Origin of the sequence: Pseudonocardia sp. MH-G8, from assembly GCF_002262885.1 — a bacterium.
Classification (GTDB): domain Bacteria; phylum Actinomycetota; class Actinomycetes; order Mycobacteriales; family Pseudonocardiaceae; genus Pseudonocardia.
The window spans coordinates 13395-33025 of the sequence record NZ_NKYF01000008.1 but is presented as its reverse complement, the minus strand read 5'-3'; the positions used below and the strand labels follow the sequence as shown (position 1 = coordinate 33025).

The 19631-nt window shown below is 73.5% G+C and carries 22 protein-coding genes; 7 read left to right on the top strand and 15 right to left on the bottom strand.

Annotation, left to right across the window (positions count from 1 at the left end):
* Positions 1-77: 77 nt before the first annotated feature.
* The 3 genes from CFP66_RS19660 (at position 78) to CFP66_RS19650 (ending at position 3545) form a co-directional block, all read left to right on the top strand.
* Positions 78-797 carry a sigma-70 family RNA polymerase sigma factor gene (locus CFP66_RS19660; RefSeq protein WP_094926378.1) on the top strand — a complete coding sequence of 240 codons (720 nt, stop codon included), beginning with the start codon at positions 78-80 and terminating at the stop codon, positions 795-797.
* Positions 798-981: 184 nt separating this feature from the next.
* Positions 982-2448 (top strand): DUF5667 domain-containing protein, encoded by a 1467-nt coding sequence (locus tag CFP66_RS19655; RefSeq protein WP_094926376.1) that lies wholly within the window; start codon positions 982-984, stop codon positions 2446-2448.
* Between the two features lie 224 nt (positions 2449-2672).
* On the top strand, positions 2673-3545 hold the full coding sequence (locus CFP66_RS19650; protein ID WP_233159583.1) for an HAD family phosphatase: 873 nt from the start codon (positions 2673-2675) through the stop codon (positions 3543-3545).
* A gap of 24 nt (positions 3546-3569) precedes the next feature.
* Here the strand turns inward: CFP66_RS19650 and CFP66_RS19645 are convergent, their stop codons facing one another.
* The 9 genes from CFP66_RS19645 to CFP66_RS19605 all read right to left on the bottom strand — a co-directional run bounded on the left by CFP66_RS19645 (position 3570) and on the right by CFP66_RS19605 (position 11758).
* Positions 3570-4610, bottom strand: a complete 1041-nt coding sequence (locus CFP66_RS19645; RefSeq protein ID WP_094926372.1) for a lysophospholipid acyltransferase family protein — start codon at positions 4608-4610, stop codon at positions 3570-3572.
* Positions 4607-5644 carry an NAD-dependent epimerase/dehydratase family protein gene (locus tag CFP66_RS19640; RefSeq protein WP_094926370.1) on the bottom strand — a complete coding sequence of 346 codons (1038 nt, stop codon included), beginning with the start codon at positions 5642-5644 and terminating at the stop codon, positions 4607-4609. Before CFP66_RS19640 ends, CFP66_RS19645 begins: the two co-directional genes overlap by 4 nt.
* A 196-nt stretch (positions 5645-5840) precedes the next feature.
* Positions 5841-5942 carry a 30S ribosomal protein bS22 gene (locus CFP66_RS19635; protein ID WP_010241351.1) on the bottom strand — a complete coding sequence of 34 codons (102 nt, stop codon included), beginning with the start codon at positions 5940-5942 and terminating at the stop codon, positions 5841-5843.
* 218 nt (positions 5943-6160) lie between these two features.
* A complete protein-coding gene (locus CFP66_RS19630; protein ID WP_094926368.1) occupies positions 6161-6370 on the bottom strand; it encodes a helix-turn-helix domain-containing protein in 210 nt (69 codons plus the stop codon).
* A gap of 191 nt (positions 6371-6561) precedes the next feature.
* Positions 6562-7368: a pyrroline-5-carboxylate reductase gene (gene proC / locus CFP66_RS19625; RefSeq protein WP_094926366.1), complete on the bottom strand. Its 807-nt coding sequence runs from the start codon at positions 7366-7368 to the stop codon at positions 6562-6564.
* 35 nt (positions 7369-7403) lie between these two features.
* Positions 7404-8222, bottom strand: coding sequence for a thioesterase family protein (locus tag CFP66_RS19620; protein WP_094926822.1), 819 nt, complete (start codon positions 8220-8222; stop codon positions 7404-7406).
* Between the two features lie 81 nt (positions 8223-8303).
* Entirely contained in the window at positions 8304-9134 is an 831-nt protein-coding gene (locus CFP66_RS19615) for a sugar phosphate isomerase/epimerase (protein ID WP_094926364.1), read from the bottom strand.
* 3 nt (positions 9135-9137) lie between these two features.
* Positions 9138-10751 carry a hypothetical protein gene (locus tag CFP66_RS19610; RefSeq protein WP_094926362.1) on the bottom strand — a complete coding sequence of 538 codons (1614 nt, stop codon included), beginning with the start codon at positions 10749-10751 and terminating at the stop codon, positions 9138-9140.
* A complete protein-coding gene (locus CFP66_RS19605) occupies positions 10748-11758 on the bottom strand; it encodes a Ppx/GppA phosphatase family protein (protein ID WP_094926360.1) in 1011 nt (336 codons plus the stop codon). Before CFP66_RS19605 ends, CFP66_RS19610 begins: the two co-directional genes overlap by 4 nt.
* A 227-nt stretch (positions 11759-11985) precedes the next feature.
* Between CFP66_RS19605 and CFP66_RS19600 the strand changes: the two genes are divergently transcribed.
* Positions 11986-12168, top strand: coding sequence for a DUF4236 domain-containing protein (locus CFP66_RS19600; RefSeq protein WP_094926357.1), 183 nt, complete (start codon positions 11986-11988; stop codon positions 12166-12168).
* A gap of 18 nt (positions 12169-12186) precedes the next feature.
* Here the strand turns inward: CFP66_RS19600 and CFP66_RS19595 are convergent, their stop codons facing one another.
* The 5 genes from CFP66_RS19595 to CFP66_RS19575 all read right to left on the bottom strand — a co-directional run bounded on the left by CFP66_RS19595 (position 12187) and on the right by CFP66_RS19575 (position 16235).
* Positions 12187-12876 carry a response regulator transcription factor gene (locus CFP66_RS19595; RefSeq protein ID WP_094926354.1) on the bottom strand — a complete coding sequence of 230 codons (690 nt, stop codon included), beginning with the start codon at positions 12874-12876 and terminating at the stop codon, positions 12187-12189.
* Between the two features lie 14 nt (positions 12877-12890).
* A complete protein-coding gene (locus CFP66_RS19590) occupies positions 12891-14117 on the bottom strand; it encodes a cell wall metabolism sensor histidine kinase WalK (RefSeq protein WP_198961558.1) in 1227 nt (408 codons plus the stop codon).
* A gap of 216 nt (positions 14118-14333) precedes the next feature.
* The gene (locus tag CFP66_RS19585; protein WP_094926351.1) at positions 14334-15068 is read right to left on the bottom strand and encodes a phosphoglyceromutase; all 735 of its coding nucleotides are present in this window, start codon (positions 15066-15068) and stop codon (positions 14334-14336) included.
* A 44-nt stretch (positions 15069-15112) separates the two neighbouring features.
* Positions 15113-15694: a hypothetical protein gene (locus CFP66_RS19580; RefSeq protein ID WP_094926349.1), complete on the bottom strand. Its 582-nt coding sequence runs from the start codon at positions 15692-15694 to the stop codon at positions 15113-15115.
* Between the two features lie 25 nt (positions 15695-15719).
* Entirely contained in the window at positions 15720-16235 is a 516-nt protein-coding gene (locus CFP66_RS19575) for a MarR family winged helix-turn-helix transcriptional regulator (RefSeq protein ID WP_369805109.1), read from the bottom strand.
* 84 nt (positions 16236-16319) lie between these two features.
* On the opposite strand from CFP66_RS19575, the gene CFP66_RS19570 reads away from it, so the two are divergent.
* Positions 16320-16817: a VOC family protein gene (locus tag CFP66_RS19570; RefSeq protein ID WP_094926342.1), complete on the top strand. Its 498-nt coding sequence runs from the start codon at positions 16320-16322 to the stop codon at positions 16815-16817.
* Between the two features lie 759 nt (positions 16818-17576).
* Here the strand turns inward: CFP66_RS19570 and CFP66_RS19565 are convergent.
* Entirely contained in the window at positions 17577-18338 is a 762-nt protein-coding gene (locus CFP66_RS19565) for a GntR family transcriptional regulator (RefSeq protein WP_094926339.1), read from the bottom strand.
* Between the two features lie 358 nt (positions 18339-18696).
* Between CFP66_RS19565 and CFP66_RS19560 the strand changes: the two genes are divergently transcribed.
* Both CFP66_RS19560 and CFP66_RS19555 read left to right on the top strand, forming a co-directional pair.
* Complete coding sequence (locus CFP66_RS19560; protein ID WP_094926337.1) at positions 18697-19143, top strand: VOC family protein; 447 nt, start codon at positions 18697-18699, stop codon at positions 19141-19143.
* A 10-nt stretch (positions 19144-19153) separates the two neighbouring features.
* Complete coding sequence (locus CFP66_RS19555; RefSeq protein ID WP_094926334.1) at positions 19154-19624, top strand: OsmC family protein; 471 nt, start codon at positions 19154-19156, stop codon at positions 19622-19624.
* Positions 19625-19631 lie beyond the last annotated feature (7 nt).

Genomic DNA, 19631 nt, shown 5'->3' with positions numbered 1-19631 from the left:
CCATGACCCGACCCGTACGACAGCCTCGGCTGCTCCCCACCGAGACCGCCCGTCCACCGGCGGGTCGAGAGGTAGAGATGCCCCCGACCACTGCTCCCCGAGTCGGTCCACCCGGTCCTCCGCCGCGAGAAGCCGTCACCGGCCACCCGCTCCCCCGGCCGCGGCAGAGCCCGGCAGAGTCCGCGCCCGCTCCGCCCGCGGAGCCGGCGCACGCCGCCCCGCAGGCCGCCCCCGACGCGCCGCAGCACGAGGAGGGCGGAGCGTGGGCGCTGGTCAAGGCCGCGCAGGACGGCGACATGCTCGCGTTCGGCGAACTGTTCGACCGCTACTACGACGTCGTCTTCCGCTACGTGCTCTTCCGCACGGGTGACCGCACCCTCGCCGAGGACCTCACCCAGGAGACGTTCGTCAGAGCGCTGCGGCGGATCTCCTCGGTCAGCTACCAGGGTCGCGACATCGGTGCGTGGTTCGTCACCATCGCGCGCAACCTGATCTTCGATCACGTGAAGTCCAGCCGCTACCGGCTGGAGCAGACCACCAGCGAGATCATCGAGCTCTCCCCGAGCACCGGCGGCCCCGAGCAGAAGGTGCTCGACCTCGCCACCAACGACGAGCTGCTGCGCTGCGTACGCAAGTTGAACCCCGACCAGCAGGAATGCATCCAGCTCCGCTTCCTGCAGGGCCTGTCCGTGGCCGAAACGGCCGAGATCATGGACCGCAACGAGGGGGCCGTCAAGGCCCTCCAGCACCGAGCGGTCCGCCGGCTCGCCCAGCTGCTACCGGAGGGCCTCCGATGACCCCGCGGTACATCGTCACCTACGCCCAGCGCGTTACGGGTGCGACGAACGAACGACTCGATGCGGTGAACGGTCTCCGACCCGTAACCAGACGCTCCACGGCTCGTTGTACGGCTGAACGTCGCGCCGCGCACGACCAGGGTGCGGGGACTGACAGCGCAGGGATGCAGTGAGGACGGCCAACATGCCCGCCGGACAGGGCAAGGACGCAGAGCGGTTCGCCGCCGCCGTGGAGTCGGGGACACCCCTCGGCGCCGCAGGCGACGACGATCTCGCACGGGAGCTCGAGATCGTGGCGATGCTGCGGTCCCGGGGAGCGGAGTTCTCGCCGGACGCCGAGACCAAGGCGCGCGCGAAGCAGCGCCTCATGGCCGTGCTCGCGGAGCAGGGCGGTCCGCAGCCGGGCCCTCGTCCGGCGCCGCAGAACCCGCCTCATCACGGGGTGGCCCCGCCCACCTCCGCGGAACGCACGGCGCCCCTGGGCCGTCTCGTCGACCCTGCCGGCCCGGAGAGGCAGCACGACGTCGACCCCGCGGCCCGGACCACCCGGATCGCGCCCGTGACGGCGCGGATGGACGTCACCGGGTCCGAGAGCGCCGCCGGCGACACCCCGGACGCCCCGGACGATGAGGACGCGCCGACGGCCGCCACGCACCAGCCTGCGCCGCGCGCGGGCCGGCGGGCCCGGCACAGCACCACCAACCGCCCCGCGGGCCGCGCCGGAGCGTCCAAGCGGCCCGCCGCCGGGAGCCTGCGCCGACGCGCGCTCCTCGTCGGCTCGGCCGCGATGGCCGCGATGATCGCGATCGCCAGTGGGGGGATCTTCGCCAGCCAGAACGCGCTGCCCGGCGACAATCTCTACGCGGTCAAGCGCGCCGCGGAGTCGGCCGGTCTCGCGCTCGCCTTCGACGATGCCAGCCGGGCGCAGCGCCAGCTCGACATCGCCGCCGCCCGACTGTCCGAGGTGGAGCGGCTCAGCGCCCTCGAGCCGCAGGCCGCGCCCGCGCCCGAGGTGTTCACGAGGGTGATGGACGAGTTCGACGTCGCCACCGACGAGGGCTCGCAACTGCTCCTCGAGTCGGCAGGGCCCGACGCCACGAGCACCGCCCAGGACGACCTGCGCACGTGGGCGTCCGAGCAGTCGGAGCGGCTCAGCGAGATCGGGCCGGATCTGCCCGCCGCGGCCGAGGCGGACGAGTCGATCGAGCTGCTCGACCGGCTGCTCGGCCGCACCGGGTCCGCGGACGCGTCCGGCTCCTGCGACGGCGAGGAGTGCACGGCCCGCCGTGGTGCGGAGACGACCTCCCCGGAGTCCGACGAGGCCGACGCGAGCAAGGACGCGACGTCCACGCCGGACGAGAGCGACGAGACCGGAACCCGCGAGACGGACGAGCCGTCCCGCACACCGAGCGACGCCTCCACCGGCCGGGAGCCCGGCCTGCTGCCCGACCTCCTCCCGGACGCCGAGCGCGAGGGCGACGCCGACAAGTCCAGCACCAGCAAGAACGAGGACGAGGACAGCACGTCGACCTCCGAGCCCGAGTCCGACGACGAGGGTTCGGAGGGCGACGTCTCGGTGCCGCTCCCGCTGCTTCCCCCGGTGACGCTCCCGCCGCTGCTCCCGGGGATGCCCGGGATCACCATCGGCTGATCCGCACACGACGTCGAGGGCCGCCGCGGATGTGCTTCCCGCGGCGGCCCTCGCGTCTTCGGATGCCTCCCGTCGCCGAACCGGGGCCGTCACGTCGGCGGGCCCCAGTAGGCTGAGGCGAGAAGACCCACGGAGGCCCGCAGGTGGTTGGAGAGCAAGAGCCCCGCGAACCGTTGACACCCACCCGCTCCGGGGAGCTGAGCGGGGCCACGGAGACGCCGGGTGTGGTCGAGTCGGCCACCGCCACCGATCCCGCGCTCAGAGCCGGCGAAGCGGCTGCGGCCGCGGCGGTCGCCGCGGGGGACAGCGGCCCTCCCGACGTGCCGCTCACCGACCTCACGGCCGCCGCGTTCTTCGACGTCGACAACACGATGATGATCGGCGCCTCGATCTTCCACTTCGCCCGCGGCCTGGCCGCGCGCAAGTTCTTCACCACCTCCGACCTGCTCGGATTCGCGTGGCAGCAGCTGCGGTTCCGCATCGGCGGGCGCGAGACCAGCTACTCCACCACCACCGGGCGCGACACCGCGTTGTCGTTCGTCGCGGGCCGGCCGGTCGCCGAGATCACCGCGCTCGGCGAGGAGATCTACGACGAGCTGATGGCCGACCGCATCTGGGCCGGCACCCGCGCGCTCGCCCAGATGCACCTGGACGCAGGGCAGCGGGTCTGGCTGGTCACCGCCACCCCGGTCGAGCTCGCTCTCATCATCGCCCGCAGGCTCGGGCTCACCGGCGCCCTGGGCACGGTGGCGGAGAGCGTCGACGGCCACTACACCGGCCGACTGGTCGGCGAGATCCTGCACGGTCCGGCGAAAGCCCACGCCGTGCGCGCGCTCGCGGTCACCGAGGGCCTGGACCTGCGCCGCTGCACCGCCTACTCCGACTCGGTCAACGACGTGCCGATGCTCTCCGCGGTCGGCACGGCGGTAGCCGTCAACCCCGACGCCGACCTGCGCGACGTGGCGAAGGAACGTGGCTGGCAGGTGCGCGACTTCCGCACCGGCCGCAAGGCCGCGAGGATCGGCGTGCCTTCGGTACTGGGGGCAGGGGCGATCGCAGGAGCGGTGGCAGCCGGCCTGGCCGCCCGCAAACGCTAGCCCCGCACCACCCCGGGGGGCGTGTCAGCCCAAAAAAGTGCTCCTGCGTTGGCTCAGCAGGCGGTAGAGCGTGTGCTGGATCGTCTCCCGGACCTGGTCGGTCAGGTTGAACACCGTCATCGGGTCGTCCGCCTCGGCCGGGTCGATCGAGTCGGTGCGGATCGGCTCGCCGAACTCGATGTACCACTTCGACGGCAGCGGAACGAGCCCCACCGGCCCGAACGCCGGGAACAACGGTGTGACCGGGAAGTAGGGCGCCCCGAACAGCCGCGCGAGCGGCTTGATCTCGCCGATCTTCGGATAGATCTCCTCCGCGCCCACGATCGAACACGGGATGATCGGGACTCCTGTGCGCAGCGCGGCCGAGACGAACCCGCCGCGGCCGAAGCGCTGCAGCTTGTACCGGTCGCGGAACGGCTTGCCGATGCCCTTGAACCCCTCCGGCCACACACCGACCAGCTCGCCGGACGCCATCAGCCGCTGCGCGTCCGGGGTGCACGCGAGCGTGCTGCCCTGCTTGCGGGCGAGCGGGCCCACCACGGGCAGGCGGAACATCAGGTCGGCCCCGAGCATCCGCAGGTGCCGATGGGCGGGGTGGTCGTCGTGCAGCGCGACGGACGTCATCAAGGAGTCCAGCGGCAGGGTGCCGGAGTGGTTGGCCACGACCAGGGCGCCGCCGACATCGGGCACGTGGTCCATGCCGATGGTCTCCACGCGGAACCAGTTGCGGTACAGCGGGCGCAGCGCCGGGATGATCACGTTGTCGGTGAGCTCGCTGTCGAAGCCGAACTCGTCGACGGCGTAGTCGCCCTCGAGCCGCCTGCGCAGGAACGCCAGCGACGCGGCGAGCGCCTCCTCCCACGCCGCCGGGCCGGTGTCCGCCGCATCCTCGCCCTCGGCGGGCGGCACGGCATCGTCCTCGCGCATGTCGTCCTCGGGTTTCCCGGCGTCGGACGCCCATCCCTCGTCGGCGCGCAAGGGGATCACCTGCGCTCCGCTCGCCTCCGCCCTCTCGACGAGCGCGGCGTCGACGTCCGGGCGCACGGCGCGGCGTCGCGGCGTCATCGCAGCACCCTCGCGGCGGCGAGCACGCCGCGTTCCACAGCGGCGAACCGATCGGGGTCGACGACGGGGCGCAACGCGCGTCCGCGGACGTAGTCGTCGAAGGCCTGCACGGTGGTCCAGCGCGGTGTGAACCCGAACTGCCGGCGGAGCCGTCCGTTGTCGACCACGCGCCCGAAGTTGAGCAGCCGCATCTGCTCCGGGGAGAAGTCGACCAGGCGCGCACTGCGGAACAACCGGCTCACGGGTCCGACGGCGAGGCTCGGCACCGGGAGCGGCACCCGGCCGGCGCGGCGGATCGCCTGCGACAGCAGCAGCACGCCGTCGGCCGCGACGTTGAAGACGCCCGGCACGTCCTCGCTGGCCGCCTTCTCCAGCACGGCGAGCCCGTCCTCCTCGTGCACCAGCTGCACGCGCGCGTCGTAGCCGAGGACGATCGGCACGGCGGGCAGCGCGAAGTAGCGGGTGAAGACGGTGTCGATGCGTGGGCCGATGAAGTTGGCGAACCGCAGGGTGGTGACCGAGACGTCGGGCCGCCGGCGGGCGAACCCCCGCAGGTAGCCCTCGATCTCGATGGCGTCCTTGGCGTAGCCGCCGGGCGGCAGGTCCTTCGGGGTCATCGTCTCGGTGAACAGCGCCGGATCGCGCGAGCTCGAGCCGTAGACGGCGGTGGTGGACTTGAGCACCATCCGCTGGACCGACGGCGCCTTCTGGCACGCCGCCAGCAGCTGCATCGTGCCGATGACGTTCATCTCCTTCATCGCCACGCGACCACCGGACGAGCCGGGGTTGGCGGTGAGCGACGCGTGGACGACGGTGTCGACCGACGCGGTGGAGATGACCTTCGAGATCAGCGGGTTGCGGATGTCGGCGCGCACGAACTCCGCGCGCCCCATCCGGCGCAGCAGGTCACGGGGAGGGGGCACGGTGTCCACACCCAGCACCCGCTCGATGTCCGGGTTGGCGGCCAGGCGCGCAGCGAGGTGACCACCGAGGAAGCGGCTGACCCCGGTGACGAGGACGACGGAAGGAGGCACGGGCCTACCCCAGGAATGCGATCGGATGCAGCGAGTGACCGATGGTAGCCCGCTCCGGCGCCGGTGTGGGGCCGGAGCGCACCTCCTGTGGGCGGGTCCACCGCGGGCAAGCGCATACCGCTCGGCCGCGGGGCCACGCGCTCCGTGCGCCCCGCAGACCGCAGCGGCCTACGTGCGGCGGCCTGCATGCCGAGGCCTACTTGCCGAGCTTGCGACGCTGCACGCGGGTCTTGCGGAGGAGCTTGCGGTGCTTCTTCTTCGACATCCGCTTGCGGCGCTTCTTGATGACGGAGCCCATGTGTGGCGGCCCTTCCTGTCGGAACGCGACCCGGGGACGGGCCGCTGTGGTGCGGCGAGGTGCGACCGGCCGGGCGCTCGCGACGAGCGCGCGCGGGCCGGGCGATGACCGGGGGCCCACTCTACCGGGGCGTTCCCCGCAGCTCCCCGCCCCCCGCGCTCTCGGCGACGCCGGAAGCCTCGGCGAGCCCGCCGGAGCGAAAGGCGGAGGCCATTGATCTAGCCCGCGTCGAAGTAGGCGCTGCGCAGGTACTCCTCCACCGCGCTCTTCGGCACGCGGAACGAGCGCCCGACGCGGGCGGCGGGCAGCTCACCGCCGTGCACGAGCCGGTAGACGGTCATCTTGGAGACCCGCATCATGGCCGCGACCTCGGCCACCGTGAGGAACTGCACCTGGGCGAGGTGGATCTCCGAGGGCTCGGACGCCATCCGATCACCGCTTTCCTGGGTCGCACCGGTCGTGCCCGGACTCCGCGCCGGGCACGGCGACGATGTTCCGGATGAGCTTAGCGGTGCAGGTGTGACGGGATCGAGGGGATGGCTGCGCTCAAGGGTGATTCAGCCCCGCGCGTCAGGGTGACGCTCCTCGCCCGATCGGTGCACGCCGCCCGGAACCGGGGTCAACGGGCCGCGCGGCCCAGCTCCACGGAGCGGTCCCGCGCAGCCTCGATCGCCGCGATCAGCGCAGCCCGCACCCCGTGCCGCTCCAGCTCCCGGATCGCGGCGATGGTGGTGCCCGCCGGGGACGTCACCGCCTCGCGCAGGAGCACGGGGTGGTCGCTGGACTCGCGCAACATCCGCGCCGCACCGAACGCCGACTGCACGATGAGGTCGGCCGCAACGGAACGCGGCAGGCCGAGCAGGATCCCGGCGTCGATCATCGCCTCGACCAGGAAGAAGAAGTACGCCGGGCCGGAGCCCGACAGCGCCGTCACCGCGTCCTGCTGCGACTCGGGCAGACGCACGACCCGCCCGACGGAAGCGAGCATCTTCTCCACGACGGCGAGCTGGTCGTCCGTGGCGTGGGTGCCGGCGGAGATCGCGCTCATCGCTTCTCCCACGAGCATCGGGGTGTTCGGCATGACCCGCACGACCGGTGTGCCGGCCGGCAGGGCGCCCTCGAACAGCGCGGTGGGAAGCCCGGCGCACAACGACACCACCAGCGTGCCCGGGCGCAGCGCCGGCGCCAGCTCGGCGAGCACGGGTGTGATGTCCTGGGGCTTGACGGCCAGCACCACGATGTCCGAGCGCGCAGCCGCACCCGCGACGTCCAGCGCCGCGATGCCCAGCCGCGCGCTCAGCTCCGCGGCACGCTCCGGGTGCCGCTCGGTGAACACCAGCTCGTCGGTGCTCCGCCCACCGGCGAGCAGCCCCGCCAGCAGCGCCTCCCCGATCTTCCCCGCTCCGAGGACCGCGATCCGCGTCATGGCCGACAACGGTAGTCGCCCCTCCCCGGACCGGTTCAGCGGCCGAGGGGGGACAGCGCCAGCTGGCGGGCCTGGCAGACCAGCCGTCCCGCGGAGTCGACGACCGTGACGTCCTCGTCGAACCACCCGCCCACCACCGAGGCCGATCGCGCCTCGATGCGCAGCCAGCCCGGCGCCGGGCGGGCGCGGAGCAGCGCCGTCAGCTGGACGGTGGGGGCCCAGCCCACGCGGCCGCTCACGTTGAACACGGTGGGCGCCATGATGTCGCCCGCGAGCAGGGCGAACAGGACGTCCGTCGGTTCGCCGCGGGGGCGGGCCCACCCGCGCAGCACGGGCGGGCCGTGCTCCCCGCGGGCGAACGCGAACGTGGCCGTGTCGTAGCGCAGGTCGCACACGTCGGCGAGGGTGGTGACGCGTTCGTCGGTGGCCGGGTCGGTGGCGTCCGCGCCGGGCTCGGGAGCCACGTCGGGGAGGTCCTTCCAGTGCGGGTCGTCCCCGGGCAGCCGGCCCGCGGTCACCGTGGAGGCGAGCATCGTCCGCCCGCTCTGGTGCATCCGCACCGAGACCACCGACACCGTGCGCCCGACCTTGAGCACCTCGGTCTCCAGCTCGACCGGACCGGCGTCGGGGGCGCGCAGGAAGTCCGCCGCCACGGCGAGCGGGTCGGGCGCCGCACCGGGCGCCTCGGCCTCCACGCGCGCCAGGCCCGCGCGCGCCAGCAGCACCATCAGCAGGCCGCCGTGGGCCTTGGTGCCGATCGTCCAGCGCGAGCCCAGCTCGGCGCCGTACCGGCCGCCTCCGAGCGGCGTCACGGAGATGGCGTCCCGGAACGGGGCGTCGGAGGCGGTCGTCATCGCGGAACCCTCGCTCGACGGCATCCGAAAGACGTATCACCGCGGGCGTCCACCACCCAGCCCTGCCCGGTGTGACGTCTGCTACCGGGCGGCGGGCAGCGGTGCCGGGTGCGCGGTGGGCTGCAGGTGCAGCCGGGCGAACAGCAGCGACTCCGCGAGCAGCGCGATGCGCTCGGGCCGGGTGCGGCACCGGCGCGTGCTGATCTCGACGACGACCACCCCGCCGAAACCGGACCCGGCGAGCCGCTCGCAGACCTCCGCGCACGGCTGGCTGCCCCGGCCCGGGACGAGGTGCTCGTCGCGCGGGGCGCCGCTGCCGTCGGTGAGGTGCACGTGCGTGAGGGCGTCGCCCATCCGGTCGAGCATGGCGAGCGCGTCGCTGCCGGCGGCTGCGGTGTGCGAGAGGTCGAGCGTGTAGTGCGCGTGACCGACGTCGGTGGGGTCGAACCCGGGGCTGTAGGGCACCGTGCGCACACCGGAGCGGACGATCGGGAACATGTTCTCGACGGCGAGCGCGACGCCCGCGTGCTCACCGGCCCGGGCGACCTCGTCGGCGAACTGCGCGGCGTAGCGGCGCTGCCAGCGGAACGGGGGGTGCAGGACCACGGTGCGGCACCCCAGGGTGGCCGCTGCGGCGACCGAGCGCCGGATCCGGCCGATCGGGTCGGCGCTCCACACCCGCTGCGTGACGGCGAGGCAGGGGGCGTGCACGGCCAGCACCGGCACGTCGTAGCGCTCGGCGAGGCCGGCCACGGCCGCGACGTCCTGGCTGATCGGGTCCGTCCAGACCATCAGCTCGACGCCGTCGTACCCGAGCTCGCCTGCCAGCTCGAAGGCCGCCTTCGCCGACTCGGGGTAGACCGAGGCGGTGGACAGGGCGACCGGTGGGGCCGGCCGCAGCCCGGGCGGCACGAATCATCTCCCCAATAGCACGAGGATGGCCGGGGAGACCGTGAGGAGCAGGCCGACGAGCACGGCGAACAGCGTGGTGCGCAGATCACTGCTGCGCAGCAGCGCGCGCACGATCACGACGAGCCCCACGGTGACCAGTACCGCGGCGGCCAGCGCGACGACGGGCAGGTCGCGCCACAGGAAGCGGAACCCGACCCACAGGGCGGCGCCACCGATCGCGCCCCCGATCCACTGTGCGATGACCGCGGGCCACGACGGGCCGCCGTCCTGCTCCTCCGGCGCATCCGCGGCCGCCGAGCGACGCTTCGCCCCCGGCTCCGGCTCGTCGTCCTGGGGGGCGAAGAAGCCGGTGGGCTCCTCGTCGAAGCGCCGGCCACCGAGCCCGGCCGGGTAGTCGTCCGGTCCGGGGTCGTCCTCGTCGTCGAAGCTCAGCGGCGCCGCCGCCTGCGTGGGCGGCCCCCCGTCGGCAGCGCCGCCCCGCCTGCCGTCGGTACGGGCGCGGTGCCACGACTCGGCGCCCGCCGGCGCGCCACCGACCATCGTGGGCGGCCCGCCCTGATCGTCGCCCTCGGGCCCGTCGAACTCGTCCGGCGCCCCGTCCGGTTCGGCCCGCCGGCGCTGCGGGATCCGGGTGGTGCGGGCCGGGTCGGGTGCGGCACGGCGCACCTGCGGCATCTGCTCCGTGGGCCGTTCCGGCTCCACCGCGGGACGGTCGGGTGCCGCGGCACGGCGCCGGGGCTGCTCGGCCTGTGGGGAGTCCCAGGAACGCGGTTCCTGGGGCCGGGCCTCGCGCCCGTTGGCCCCCGTCTCCGACGCACGCGGCTCCCAGGTCGGAGCATCCACGGACCCCCGCGCCGGCGGCGGCGCCGCCCGCTGCGGCTCGCGCTCCTGCTCCTCGGGGGCACGGCGGGAGGCGCGCTCCCGGACCGGCGGGCCCGGGTACCGGACCTCGCGTGCGGGCTTGTCCCGCGGCGGTTGGGCCGGCTGCGCGTCCCAGCGGGCCTCGTCGGCGGGCGGTGCGGCGGGCGCGGGGTCCCACGGGTCCGCATCCCACTCGTCGGCGCCCCAGTCGCCCTGGTCACGCCGAGCGGGGTCGCCCTGCCCTGCGGCGCGCTGCCCCGGGTCGTACTGCGCCTGGTCGTACTGCGCCGGGTCGTGCTGCCCCCGGTCGTACTGCGCCGGGTCGTACTGCGCCTGGTCCTGCTGCCCCGGGGCGCGCTGCCCGCGGTCGTGCTGAGCCTGGTCGTACTGAGCCGGGGCGTGCTGCGCGGGGTCTTGCTGCGCGGACGCCCAGGGCGCCGAGTCCCACGGCTCCGCGTCCCGACGCTCGGGCTCCGCGTCCCAGGCCGGCGTCCTCGCCGCCCGTCTCGGGCCGCTGGGCTCGCGCTGCGGGGGCGGTGCGGGAGCACCCGCAGCGGGTGCGCCGGGATCCGCCTGCGGCGCGGAACGCCACTCGGCGGGATCCGCGGCGGGAGCGCCCTGCGCGTCCTGCGCACCCTCGTCCGGCTCGTCCGGCTCCCGCCGGCGACGCCGACGGCCGGTCGCATTGGCGTCGCCGTGCGCTGCGAGCAGCTCGGCGACTGTGCGCTGGCGGGGGTGGTCGGTCTCGGAGCTCATCCAGTACACCGTGCCTCGTACGACGTCAAGCGTCCAAGTCCGTCCGGCGCGTCCTGCGCCGAGCGGTCGATCTGGGCCGTCCCATCGAGCGCATCGAGCCTCCGGAGGATCACTCCTTCGCGCAGCGCCCACGGGCAGATCTCGAGCTGCGGGATCCGTAGGGCCCGCATGGTGGCCTCCGCGATGAGCGCACCGGCCACGAGCTGGTGCGCCCGGCTGGGGCTGACTCCCTCGAGCTCGGCCAGGTCGCCCGAGGACATGCGCGTGATGAATGCGGCCAGCTGACGCAGGCCGACGTCGGTGAGCGCGCGCCGCACCCGCGGGCCCGCCCCGGAGGGGGCCGCGCCGGTGAGCCGGGCCAGCGACCGGAAGGTCTTGGACGTGCCGACCGCCAGCTCGGCGCTCCCGGCGCGCCGCAGCTCGCGTGCCACCGGCGCCAGGCGCTCGTCGAGGTGCTCGCGCAGCGCGTCGATGTCCTGACGGCCCGGTGGGTCCGTGCGGAACCACTCGCGCGTGAGCCGGGCGGCGCCCAGCGGCAGGGACGCGGCCACGTCGGGGAACTCGTCACGCCCTGCGGCCAGCTCGAGCGACCCGCCACCGATGTCGAGCACCAGCATGCGGCCGGCCGACCAGCCGTACCAGCGGCGGACGGCGAGGAAGGTGTAGCGGGCCTCGTCCTCACCGGGGAGCACCTGCAGCGACACACCGGTGCGCTCGCGCACGCGCGCCAGCACCGCCGCGGAGTTGGTGGCGTCGCGCAGGGCGGACGTGGCGAACGCCAGCAGGTCGTCGCAGTCGGCGGCGGTGGCGGCCGCGCCGGCGCGGTGCACCGCCGCGACCAGCGCGTCGGAGCCTGCCGGGGTGAGCGCTCCCGAGTCGTCGAGGTGCTCGATGATCCGCAGCTCGGTCTTGTCCGATGTCATCGGCGTGGGGTGCCCACCGCGGTACGCGTCCACCACGAGGAGGTGGACGGTATTGGAACCGACGTCGAGCACACCGAGGCGCACGCGACCAGATTACTGCCCAGGCGTGATGCTCTCGTGACCGAACCGGTCACAGCGCACCATCCGACCACCCCGACCAGCGCAAACGCGTTCCAGATCAGATTCTGGGGCGGCACCGCGAGGAGCGCAGCGCCTGGTGGGGCCTCGGCGCCCGACGCGCCACCCCGCAGCCCGAGTTCGGGCAAGCTGGACGGGGACACACGCACCCCGACCCCTCCAGGAGATCGACGATGCGCTTCCGCCTCCGCAGGGCCCTCCGGCTCGGCCCCGTCCGCCTGAACTTCACCGAACGCGGCTTCAGCTCCTGGGGATTCCAGGTGGGGCGGTGGACGTGGAACAACCGGACCCGCCGCCACACCGTCGACACCCCGGGTCCCGGCTACCTGCAGTCCCGCGGCCGGCGGCGCCGCTGACCACCGGGCTCGAGCTCCTCAGGCCTCGAACTTGTATCCCAACCCGCGGACCGTCACCAGGTGGCGGGGGGCCGACGGGTCGGACTCGACCTTGGAGCGCAGACGCTTGACGTGCACGTCCAGCGTCTTGGTGTCGCCCACGTAGTCGGCGCCCCAGACCCGGTCGATCAGCTGGCCCCGCGTGAGCACGCGGCCGACGTTGCGCAGGAGGTACTCGAGCAGGTCGAACTCCTTGAGCGGCAGCGCCACGTCCGAGCCGCTCACCGACACGACGTGCCTCTCGACGTCCATCCGCACCGGGCCGGCCTCGAGCACGCCGGGCAGCCCGTCGGCCTCGGGTCCGGCCTCACCGCCACGACGCAGCACGGCCCGGACGCGCGCGATGAGCTCCCGCGCCGAGTACGGCTTCGTCACGTAGTCGTCGGCGCCCAGTTCGAGCCCGACCACCTTGTCGATCTCGCTGTCGCGGGCCGTCACCATGATCACCGGGACGGCGGAGCGACCTCGCAGTGCCTTGCAGACGTCGGTGCCGCTCATGCCGGGGAGCATGAGGTCGAGCAGCACGATGTCGGCGCCGTTGCGGTCGTACTCCTCGAGCGCGTCCTGGCCGGTGGCGGCGACGGCGGTGGTGAAGCCCTCCTTGCGGAGCAAGAAGGCGAGCGGGTCGGCGAACGACTCCTCGTCCTCGACGATGAGCACCCTTGTCACTGGATCTCCTCACTTCACCCGACGCGGTCGGGCACTTCGACGGGGCGGCTCGTGGGGTCAGCCGGCCCATGATCGGGTCGTGCGTCGGGCACTGCGTCGGGCCCAGAAGTCTCGACGTCGGGTTCGACGTGCAGGGGAAGGCGCATGGTGAACGTCGAGCCGGTGCCCGGGCTGCTCCACAGCCGCACCTCGCCGCCGTGGTTGGCGAGGACGTGCTTGACGATCGCCAGGCCGAGCCCGGTGCCGCCGGTGGCGCGGGAGCGCGCCGGGTCGACGCGGAAGAAGCGCTCGAACACCCGCTTCTGGTGCTCGGGGGCGATGCCGATGCCGCGGTCGGTGACGGCGACCTCCACCCAGTCCCCGCAGCGCCGTCGCGTCACCGACACCGACGCGTCGGTGGGCGAGTACGCGATCGCGTTCTCGACGAGGTTGGACAGGGCGGTGACCAGCAGCGTCAGGTCACCGTCGACCTCGAGGCCGGTGGGTCGGTCGACGATGATCTCGATCTCCGCCGACTCGGCGGACAGCCGCGACCGGGCCAGCGCCTCCTGCACCACCTCGTCGACGTCCACCACCTGCAGTTCGGGCAGCCGTTCGGCCCCGGTGAGCCGTGACAGCGCGATGAGCTCGGTGACGAGGTTGCCGAGCCGGGTGGCCTCGTTGAGGATCTTGGTGCCGAACCGGCGGACCTCGACCGGGTCGTCGGCGGCGTCGAGCACGGCCTCGGCCAGCAGCCCGACCGCGCCGACGGGGGTCTTCAGCTCGTGGCTCACGTTCGCCACGAAGTCGCGCCGCGTGGCCTCCAGGCGCACCGACTCCGAGGTGTCGGCCGCCTCGACCATGCTGAAGCCGTCGCCCAGGGGGCGCACGTGGGCCTGCACGGCCGCGGGTTGGCGGCCGCGGCGGTCGAGCGGGGAGAGGTCGACGTCCACCGTGGCGCCCGAGCGCAGCACCTGGTGGCTGGCGGCGGCGGCCCTCGCGTCGGGCAGGCCACCTCGGACCACGCCGAGCTCGGACGCCCGTTGGTTGTGCACCACGACGTCGCCGCCGGTGTCGAGGACCGCGAAGCCTTCGTCGGCCGAGCGGAACACCCGCTGGAGCAGGTCGGCCATCTGTGGACCGAGCACGGGGTCGTCCGGCGCCGGGGCGGGGTCAGCGCGCCCGCGCCCCCATCGGAGGCCGAGCACCAGACCGAGCGCGAGCGCCACGGCCGCGATCGCCACGCAGAGCAGCGCGTTCACAGTGGCATGGTAGGCAGGCCGACCACCTCGAAGGCCAGCCCAGGAGGCCCGTCGTGACGCGCCTGACGTCGTAGAACGGCACTGTTCCCCGGTCGTTCACGCTCAGTTCACCCGAGCCGGTGACACGAGCGGGCGACGTCGCCACAGAAGGTGACACCGGGGAACGCCTCGAGGCCCGCAAGCCCGCCGGGGCGAAGCGGAGGCCATCGGACACAGCTACCGACCCTGCGCCGCCACCGCGGCCGCCGCCGTGGCCGCCGCCTCCGGGTCGAGGTACGTACCGCCCCGCACCGTCGGGCGCAGCTCGTCGTCGAGCTCGTAGCGCAGCGGGATCCCGGTCGGGATGTTCAGGCCGACGATCTCCTCGTCGGAGACCCCGTCGAGGTGCTTCACGAGCGCGCGGAGCGAGTTGCCGTGCGCGGCGAGCAGCACGACCTTCCCGGAGCGCAGGTCGGGCACGACGGTCTGCTCCCAGTACGGCAGGAACCGCGCGACGACGTCTGCGAGGCACTCGGTGCGCGGCACCTCACCGGACGCGTAGCGGGGGTCACCGTCCTGGTCGAACTCCGAGCCCGGGTCGATCGGCGGCGGCGGGACGTCGTAGGAACGACGCCACTGCATGAACTGCTCCTCACCGAACTGCTCCAGCGTCTGCTTCTTGTCCTTGCCCTGCAGCGCGCCGTAGTGCCGCTCGTTCAGCCGCCAGTCCCGGCGAACCGGGATCCAGTGCCGGTCACACGCGTCCAGCGCGAGGTTGGCCGTGGAGATCGCCCGGCGCAGCACCGACGTGTGCACCACGTCGGGCAGCAGCTCGGCCTCGCGCATCAGCTCACCGCCGCGGCGGGCCTCCTGCTCGCCGGTCTCGGACAGCGGCACGTCCACCCAACCGGTGAACAGGTTCTCCGCGTTCCACACGCTCTGCCCGTGTCGCAGCAGCACCAGGGTTCCCATGGCTGCAACTCTGCCAGGCCCACCCGATCCGCCGATCGACCCCGTCAACCGATCACCGTGAGACTGCGCAGCGACGACTCGAGCACGCCACCGTGACCAGCCCACTCGCCGGCGAGCGTGGTGCCGGTGACGACCACGGTCGCCCCGGCGTGCACCGACAGCAGCTGGACGTTGCGCAGCGCCAGCCCGCTGCCCGGGTCGTCGAACGTGCCCCCGAGCAGCTGCGCCCTCGACCCGTCGGCCAGCGTGATGCCCTCGTCCGCCGTGGGCCGGTAGTGCGGCAGGCCGGTCAGCTCCTGCCGCGCGCTCGCGACCGTGGTGGGCAGGTCGGCGCCGGCAGGCAGGACGATCACGTTGATGTTCGCGCGGAACCGCCCGCCCGCCGAGCCGACCGGCAGCGGATCCGCGAAGATCACGGCCGTGTCCTGCGTGCCGCTCGTGTCCACGGACCAGCCCGGCGGCGGGACCAGCGAGAACCGGCCCGAAGCGTCGCTGAAGGCCGCGCTGTCCGGACGTCCCACGGCGGCCGGCGCCGGAGACGGCGTCCCGGCCACCTCGACGGCACACCCCGCCGCGACGAGCCCGGCGACCAGCACCAGGGCCACCCGGATCATCGCCGTCCGCATGCGCCCATCGTCCGCCTGCATCCGATCAGGCCGGCGGGCGGCCCGAACGGGTCAGCGCGTCGGCGAGGGACACCGAGCCGTCGACGCCGAGCCCACCGAGCACGGCACGGCAGATCTCGCCCAGCTGCCCGACCTGCTCGGGGGTGAGCCGGTCGAACAGGTGCCGGCGCACGGTGTGCACGTGCCCCGGGGCCGCGTCGGCGAGCGCCTCGAACCCCTCCTCGGTGAGCTGCGCGAACGTGCTGCGCCGATCGTCGGGGCAGGGTTTGCGCCGCACCCAGCCCTTGCGCTCCAGGCGCGCCACCGCGTGCGAGAGCCTGCTCTGCGAGCTCTGGGTGATGGCCGCCAGCTCGCTCATGCGCAGCGTGCGCTCCGGAACCTCGGACAGCATCGCGAGGATCTGGTAGTAGGCGTGCGGCATCTCGGCATCGCGCTGCAGCTGGCGGTCCAGGGCGCCCTCCAGGAGCGAGGTGGCCGCCACGTAGGCGAGCCACACCTCCTGCTCCTCGTCCTCCAGCCACCGGGTCTCGTCGCCGTTCACGTGCCCCAGGATACGCGCTGAAACTTGAGCATTCATGCGTCCGCTTGTACCGTGGCAGTTGAACGCTCAATCATCGGAGGAGACATGCCCGTCCAGCGGCTCAACCACGCTGTGCTCTACGTCCGCGACGTCGACCGCAGCGTCGCCTTCTACACCGACACGCTCGGGTTCCGGGCCGTCAACGCGATGCCGGGGCGGGCCGCGTTCCTCCAGGCGGCGGGCTCGGCCAACGATCACGACCTCGCCCTGTTCGCGATCGGCACCGCCGCGGGCGACTCCACGGCCGGACGCGCCACCGTCGGCCTGTACCACCTCGCATGGGAGGTCGACACGCTCACCGAGCTCCGCCGCCTCGCCGACGTGCTGCGCGAGCACGGTGCGCTCGTCGGCGCCTCCGACCACGGCACGACGAAGGCGCTCTACGCCCACGACCCGGACGGCCTGGAGTTCGAGGTGTGCTGGCTGGTGCCCGCCGACCGGATCCCCGCCGACGTCGCGGTCACGACCGCCCCGCTCGACCTCGAGGCCGAGATCGCCCGGTACGGCGCCACCACCCTCGGCGGTGTCGGCGTCTCCAGCTAGAGGCGGCGACCTCGAACGTTCATCGGGTCGTTCCGGACCGCGACCACCGCGCCCGCGCACCCCCTCTCCGCCACCCGTCGACCGGGTGCGCGGGGCAAATCCCGGGGCGTGACCGACACGGGGGACGCGAGCACCCCTCGGCCAGGCCTGCCGCGGCTCCTCCCCGTGGCCCTGCTTCGTAGCCCGGGTTGCGGTGGGCGCGCCGTCCCCGGCTCGACACGTCCTGCCCCACCTCATACCCGGGTCCCACGCGCAGTGGGACCGGCGCCGAGCGTGGGGCAGTGGTCGCGAGCCGGGAACGGCGCGCCCACGGGAGATCCCATGGTTACATCGACATGAGGGCTGTCGGAGCTCGCGGTGAGAGCCCTGACGTCGATCTGATCATGCGTTCCGGGACGCGGGGCGGCCCTGATCAGCCAGGGCGGTGCCACGGAGACAGATCCGGGTGTTGCCGCATCGGGCCTGCCGCTTCCGGATGGTGATCGCTGCGAGAAGCACCTGACCGTCGCCGCGACAACATCCACGCACTGCTCGGACCGATCACCATGCCGTGATCACTCCGACAAGTACATCACCGTCGCAGCGACCGCACCCAGGTACTGATCAGATCGATCACCGCGCACCGCGCCCCGACCAGCAGCGGCGATAACGGGCGGATGGTCGTGATCGATCGACGCAGCGCTCGCGGTGCGGGCCTGACCGATCCGGCAACCGGCTCGACTTGTCGCCCCCACACCACTCCTGGCGAGCAGCGCGGAGCTAGAAGCCGGTCGCGTCCATCCGGTAGCCGTCGCGCGCCGAGAAGCGGGCGGTGACGCTGAACCGGTCGGCGCGGACCAGTGTCTGGCGCCACTCGACGGGCCGCTCGCCGGCGCAGCCGAGCCGGTCGATGACGAAGGCGGCGACGTCGGGCGGGATGCCGAGCAGCTCGCGCTCGGCGGGCCCGGGAACGGTCGCCCGCACGCGCTCGCTGCCGCCCGTGACGTGGACGCCGCACCGGGCCGCGTAGACCGTGTAGAGCGCTGTACGCCCGAAATCGACGTCCAGCAGCGGTGCGGCGAGCCGCTCCGGCAGCCACACGCGGTCGACGGCGAGCGGCTCGGCGTCGGCGAAGCGCAAGCGCTCCAGGTGCACCAGCGGGGTCGATTCCTCCAGGCCCAGCCGCGCGGCCACCACACCGTCGGCGCGCACGTCGAGGGTGCGCACCACGCTGCGTTGCACCCGCCCGGTGGCCTCGACCGCGGAGAACAGGCTGAAGATCTCCCCCAGGGGCTGCTCGATCTCCGCGGGCTCCGCGCGCCGCGGTGTACGCCCGCGCCCGGCGATGACCAGCCCTTCCTCCCGCAGCCGGCGCATCGCCTCCCGCACGGTGTGGCGGCTGACGCCGTACTCCGCGACGAGTGCGAGTTCGCCGGGGAAGGCGTCGGCGAACTCGTCGTGCTCGAGCCGGTGGCGCAGGTCGTGCAGCAACTGCGTCCAGAGGGGCTCGACGGCGAGCCGGTCGAGGGTGCGCGCGGTCATCGAGAACTCATCGATCGGTCCCGGGGAGAGGCGGGGCGGTGGGTGCGTCGGGCGCTGCCGCGGCCACCGGGATCGAGACGACGGGCGCTAGCAGGCCGGGAAAAGACGACAGCGCCGGTCGTCGACCGAGAGCTGATCGGCCCCGATCAGGCACACGCAGAACGCGTGGCGCTGCGGGACGACGGCCGGGACCACACCGCCAGTGCACCAGAGGCCAAGGCCACGGGCAACCAGATGTGGCGCGATCGGCCCGCGGCAGCCGTGATGCACGGCCCGGGAGGACCACCTCGACGAGGCGGCGGACGCGAGCGGGTCGAATGCAGGTGCGCGCGGGCGGGTCGGCCACGATGCTGGCAGCGTGGGCGAGCTGGGCGACGTGGTGTTCGACTGCCGGGATCCGGCACCGCTGGCGCGTTTCTGGGCCGCCGCGCTCGACGGATACCGGGTGGCCCCCTACGACGAGGCCGAGCTGGCGCGGCTGCAGGCCCTGGGCGTCGACGGCCCCGAGGACGACCCGTCCGTCCTGGTCGAGCCCGCCTCCGGAGCGGGCCCGCGGCTGTGGTTCACCCGCGTCCCCGAGCCGAAGACGGTGAAGAACCGCGTGCACCTGGACCTGCGCGCCGCCGATGTCGCCATCGAGGCCGCAAGGCTCGTCGGGCTCGGCGCGAGGGAGGTCGCGCGCGTCGAGGACTGGATCGTGCTGGCCGACCCGGAGGGCGGGGAGTTCTGCGTCCAGCCCCCGCGGCAGGCGCAGTATCGCGATCACGGCGAAATTCCGGCCGTCGCCGAACCGCCCCGTGGCTAAGGTCCTGATCATGCCCAGGACCCACCACTACGCGGTCTCCGTCTCGTGGACGGGGAACCGCGGCAACGGCACCAGCGGCTACCGCGACTTCGACCGCGATCACACCATCGCCGCCGACGGCCCGCCGCGCATCCTCGGCAGCTCCGACCCGGCGTTCCGGGGGGACGCCTCGCGGTGGAACCCCGAGCAGCTGCTGGTGGCGTCGCTGTCGGAGTGCCACATGCTCTGGTACCTGCACCTGTGCGCCGACGCGGGCGCGGTCGTCACCAACTACACCGACGACGCGCGCGGCACGATGGCCGAGGACGGCGCGGGCGGGCGCTTCACCGAGGTCACGCTCGCGCCGCGGGTCACCGTCGCCGAGAGCCGCATGGTCGACACCGCGCTCGCTCTCCACGAGGCCGCCCACGAGCGCTGCTTCATCGCGAACTCCGTGAACTTCCCCGTGCGGCACGAGCCGACGGTGATCGCGGCGGCCTGACGGAGGG

What these genes read in the sequence shown, in the direction of transcription:
- CFP66_RS19660 (WP_094926378.1), top strand. Translation starts at nt 78, where the DNA reads ATGCCCCCGACCACTGCTCCCCGAGTCGGTCCACCCGGTCCTCCGCCG.
- CFP66_RS19655 (WP_094926376.1), top strand. Translation starts at nt 982, where the DNA reads ATGCCCGCCGGACAGGGCAAGGACGCAGAGCGGTTCGCCGCCGCCGTG.
- CFP66_RS19645 (WP_094926372.1), bottom strand. Translation starts at nt 4,610, where the DNA reads ATGACGCCGCGACGCCGCGCCGTGCGCCCGGACGTCGACGCCGCGCTC.
- CFP66_RS19635 (WP_010241351.1), bottom strand. Translation starts at nt 5,942, where the DNA reads ATGGGCTCCGTCATCAAGAAGCGCCGCAAGCGGATGTCGAAGAAGAAG.
- CFP66_RS19630 (WP_094926368.1), bottom strand. Translation starts at nt 6,370, where the DNA reads ATGGCGTCCGAGCCCTCGGAGATCCACCTCGCCCAGGTGCAGTTCCTC.
- proC (WP_094926366.1), bottom strand. Translation starts at nt 7,368, where the DNA reads ATGACGCGGATCGCGGTCCTCGGAGCGGGGAAGATCGGGGAGGCGCTG.
- CFP66_RS19620 (WP_094926822.1), bottom strand. Translation starts at nt 8,222, where the DNA reads ATGACGACCGCCTCCGACGCCCCGTTCCGGGACGCCATCTCCGTGACG.
- CFP66_RS19610 (WP_094926362.1), bottom strand. Translation starts at nt 10,751, where the DNA reads ATGAGCTCCGAGACCGACCACCCCCGCCAGCGCACAGTCGCCGAGCTG.
- CFP66_RS19600 (WP_094926357.1), top strand. Translation starts at nt 11,986, where the DNA reads ATGCGCTTCCGCCTCCGCAGGGCCCTCCGGCTCGGCCCCGTCCGCCTG.
- CFP66_RS19585 (WP_094926351.1), bottom strand. Translation starts at nt 15,068, where the DNA reads ATGGGAACCCTGGTGCTGCTGCGACACGGGCAGAGCGTGTGGAACGCG.
- CFP66_RS19580 (WP_094926349.1), bottom strand. Translation starts at nt 15,694, where the DNA reads ATGCGGACGGCGATGATCCGGGTGGCCCTGGTGCTGGTCGCCGGGCTC.
- CFP66_RS19570 (WP_094926342.1), top strand. Translation starts at nt 16,320, where the DNA reads ATGCCCGTCCAGCGGCTCAACCACGCTGTGCTCTACGTCCGCGACGTC.
- CFP66_RS19565 (WP_094926339.1), bottom strand. Translation starts at nt 18,338, where the DNA reads ATGACCGCGCGCACCCTCGACCGGCTCGCCGTCGAGCCCCTCTGGACG.
- CFP66_RS19555 (WP_094926334.1), top strand. Translation starts at nt 19,154, where the DNA reads ATGCCCAGGACCCACCACTACGCGGTCTCCGTCTCGTGGACGGGGAAC.